At 72.0% G+C, this 2,791-nt stretch carries 3 protein-coding genes and 1 pseudogene; 2 read left to right on the forward strand and 2 right to left on the reverse strand.

What is annotated here, in order from left to right:
- Nucleotides 1–72: 72 nt before the first annotated feature.
- On the reverse strand, nucleotides 73–594 hold the full coding sequence (locus tag M4J07_RS47410; protein WP_255983560.1) for an SUKH-3 domain-containing protein: 522 nt from the start codon (nucleotides 592–594) through the stop codon (nucleotides 73–75).
- The gene (locus tag M4J07_RS47415) at nucleotides 591–1,139 is read right to left on the reverse strand and encodes a YwqJ-related putative deaminase (protein ID WP_255983562.1); all 549 of its coding nucleotides are present in this window, start codon (nucleotides 1,137–1,139) and stop codon (nucleotides 591–593) included. Before M4J07_RS47415 ends, M4J07_RS47410 begins: the two co-directional genes overlap by 4 nt.
- A gap of 262 nt (nucleotides 1,140–1,401) precedes the next feature.
- On the opposite strand from M4J07_RS47415, the gene M4J07_RS47420 reads away from it, so the two are divergent.
- Together M4J07_RS47420 and M4J07_RS47425 are read left to right on the forward strand one after the other, a co-directional pair.
- Nucleotides 1,402–2,394, forward strand: a complete 993-nt coding sequence (locus tag M4J07_RS47420; RefSeq protein WP_255983564.1) for an SMI1/KNR4 family protein — start codon at nucleotides 1,402–1,404, stop codon at nucleotides 2,392–2,394.
- 7 nt (nucleotides 2,395–2,401) lie between these two features.
- Nucleotides 2,402–2,791, forward strand: a pseudogene (locus M4J07_RS47425) (SUKH-4 family immunity protein); the annotation flags it as partial.

Genomic DNA, 2,791 nt, shown 5'->3' on the forward strand with positions numbered 1-2,791 from the left:
GGTGCACACGGACGAACAGGGCACCGGGCAGACGCGTCTCCGCAAGCCCCTCCGGCGATTGAGGAGAAGGCGTCAGGTCAGTGGCTGCAGGCGTGGGGGCCGGGTGCCCGTGATCAGCGTGTCGAGGGCCTGGTCGATGTCCGGGCCGAGATACCAGTCGCCGCTGTGGTCGAGCGCGTAGACCCGGCCCTCCGTGTCGATGGCCAGCAGCGCCTCCGAACCGGACTCCGCCCCCAGCGGACACACCTCCGTGTCGAGCGCGCGACCGAGGTCGCCGAGGGTGCGCGCCATGTGCAGGCCGTGCAGCGGATCGAGGTGCGGCTGGGACGGCGCGACGTGCCGGCCGGGGCCGGTGGGCGTGAGGTGGAGGCCGCCGAACTCGGCCCACGCCTCGACCGCCGCGGGAAAGACGGAGTGCCGGTGGCCCGCCGGTGAGACGTGGGTGCGCAGCGCGTCGGCCCAGAACTCGGCCTGCTTGATGTCCCAGCGTCCGGGCTGCCAGCCGGCGGCCCGCAGCGTGGCGTCGACAGCGACGGTGAAGCGAGTGGTGGAAGCGGAAGCGGAAGCGGAAACGGAAGGGGCGTCGGGCGTCACTGGGCGGCCTCGCTGGCATCGGCGGTCGGGTCGACGACGTGGACGCCGAAGTGCGCGGTCAGCGCGGTGCAGGCGCGGCACGGGCGGGCGAACCCGCCGTGCAGCGGATCGCCGTCCTCGCGGATGCGGCGGGTGGTGAGCTTGGCGTGCTTGAGGGCTTTGCGGGCCTCGCTCGCCGTCATCGGTTTGCGTCTCGCGCGTTTGGACTTCTCCGTCCGCTCCGCGTCGGAGGCCGTGAGGTGGCGCGAGATGAGGATGGCCTCGGCGCAGCGCCCGGTGAAACGGTCCCGCTGCGTACTCGTCAACGTATCCAGGAAGTCCTGGACCAACGGGTGCAGGGCGGGCGGCTGTTCGCCCCGGGCCGCCGTGGACGTGAGGGTGGTGCCGCGGACCGAGAGCGCCGCGGCGACGGTCGGCAGGATGCCGTCACGGCGTCCGCGCAGCACGGGGACGGCCCCGTCGTCGGTGGCGCTCCAGCCGACGCGCGGGTCGTTGCCGGACCGGGTGTCCGTGGCTTCGGATGGCGGTGCGGTGCCGCTGTTCATGTGGTGCTTCCCCTCCTGCAATCCCCCAGGTTGCCTGCACAGAGTGCCAAATGGGGCGGCTGGTGCGGAAGCCGGTACCCGCCGACACGCCCGATCGTCACGGCACGGTGACGGTGGGGTGACTGCTGGTCATGGAACCGGAGGCCCGGTGACCGGTGTCGTACAACCGCATAGGCTGTCGTTGTCCGCGATCGATACGGATCAAGATCAAGTTTCAGTACGGATCAGGAACCGTCAAACAGCGCCGCAGGGGGCAACCGCCATGACGACAGGTCGGCTCGGGCAGCAAGCCGCGCCGCCGAACGCGGCCTACGCCGGGCAGGTAGTGCACTTCCCGGATCCGGTACGCGCCGCCCGGCACCCCAGAGGTGTGCGGATGGACGGCGAAGGCTATCCCGATTTCTCGGCGTACGCGCGTGCGGCCGCCGAGATCGCGGAGCCGCCGGAGGGCTTCGGCGTCGACGAGTTGCGGCTCACGGACTATGTGTCGGCCAATGCCGCCCTCGCCGCCTCCGGGCACGAGCTGTGGGACACGATCCCGCCCGTGGCGACCCCGCACGGCTGGACCTGGCACCACGTACGCGGTTCGCGGCGCCTGGAGTTGGTGCCCGTGGAGGTGAAGGCGTTGCTGCGCCATCACGGCGGGCTCGCGACGGCGGCGGTGGACCAGCACAAGCGCGGCACCCGCCCACTGCAGGACACCCGGCCCGCGCACTTCGGGCTGCCGAAGTCGGCGGTGGCGGTGACCGAGCAGCAAGTGCTCTCCGCCGAGGAGGACTTGGGGTACCGGCTGCCCGGCGCGTACCGCTCGTTCCTGAAGGCCGGCGGCGGCTGCGCGCCCGTCGGGGCCGCGCTGGACGCCGAGTTGGGGCTCCTGGTCGACCAGCCGTTCTTCACCGTCCGGGACGAGGCCGCCGTCAACGACGTGGTCTACGTCAACAAGTGTCTGCGCGATCACCTGACGAAGGACTATCTCGCCGTCGGGTTCGTGCAGGGCGGCATCCTCGCCGTGAAGGTGCGGGGCGCGGCGATCGGGTCCGTGTGGTTCTGCGCGTACGACGACGCGCGGGACGGCGGCGAGACCTCCGGCCTGTCCGTGGCCGAGCGGGTGGAGCGGCTGCTGCTGCCGTGCGGTGACGACTTCGACGTGTTCCTGTCCCGACTGGCCGGAAATCCCCCGGAGTTGGAGACGGTGGCGAATCTGATGGTGGACGGCGGCTTCGCGACCGCGGTCCCGGTCGCGGGTGGGGAGTGACGCTGCGATGGTGACGTTCGCGCAGGCGCAGGAGCGCGCCGAGGAATGGATCAACGGCGAGGTGCCCGCGTACCAGCACCGTGAGGTGCGGGTCCGCGAGTTCGAGCTGGGCTTCGTGGTGTGGGCGGAGGACCGGGAGAACGGTCCGGTGTCCGACGGCGGCCGGCAGCGGCTCGTGATCGCGCGGGACAGCGGCGAGGCGACCCTGTGGCCCGCGCTGCCCGTGGGCGAGGTGATCCGGCGGTACGAGGAGGAGTACGGGCTGCCGGACGCGCCGGCCGGGCCCGCGGCGCCGCAGCCGCCCGAGCGGGTCGACCTGAACCAGACGTCGTTCCTGCTGAGTCCGCCGGAGTGGCTGCAGGAGGCGGCGGACAAGCTCGGCATCCCGGACCGGCGT

Source organism: Streptomyces longispororuber (assembly GCF_024448165.1).
In the GTDB taxonomy this organism is placed as follows: domain Bacteria; phylum Actinomycetota; class Actinomycetes; order Streptomycetales; family Streptomycetaceae; genus Streptomyces; species Streptomyces longispororuber_A.

What these genes read in the sequence shown, in the direction of transcription:
- M4J07_RS47415 (WP_255983562.1), bottom strand. Translation starts at nt 1,139, where the DNA reads ATGAACAGCGGCACCGCACCGCCATCCGAAGCCACGGACACCCGGTCC.
- M4J07_RS47420 (WP_255983564.1), top strand. Translation starts at nt 1,402, where the DNA reads ATGACGACAGGTCGGCTCGGGCAGCAAGCCGCGCCGCCGAACGCGGCC.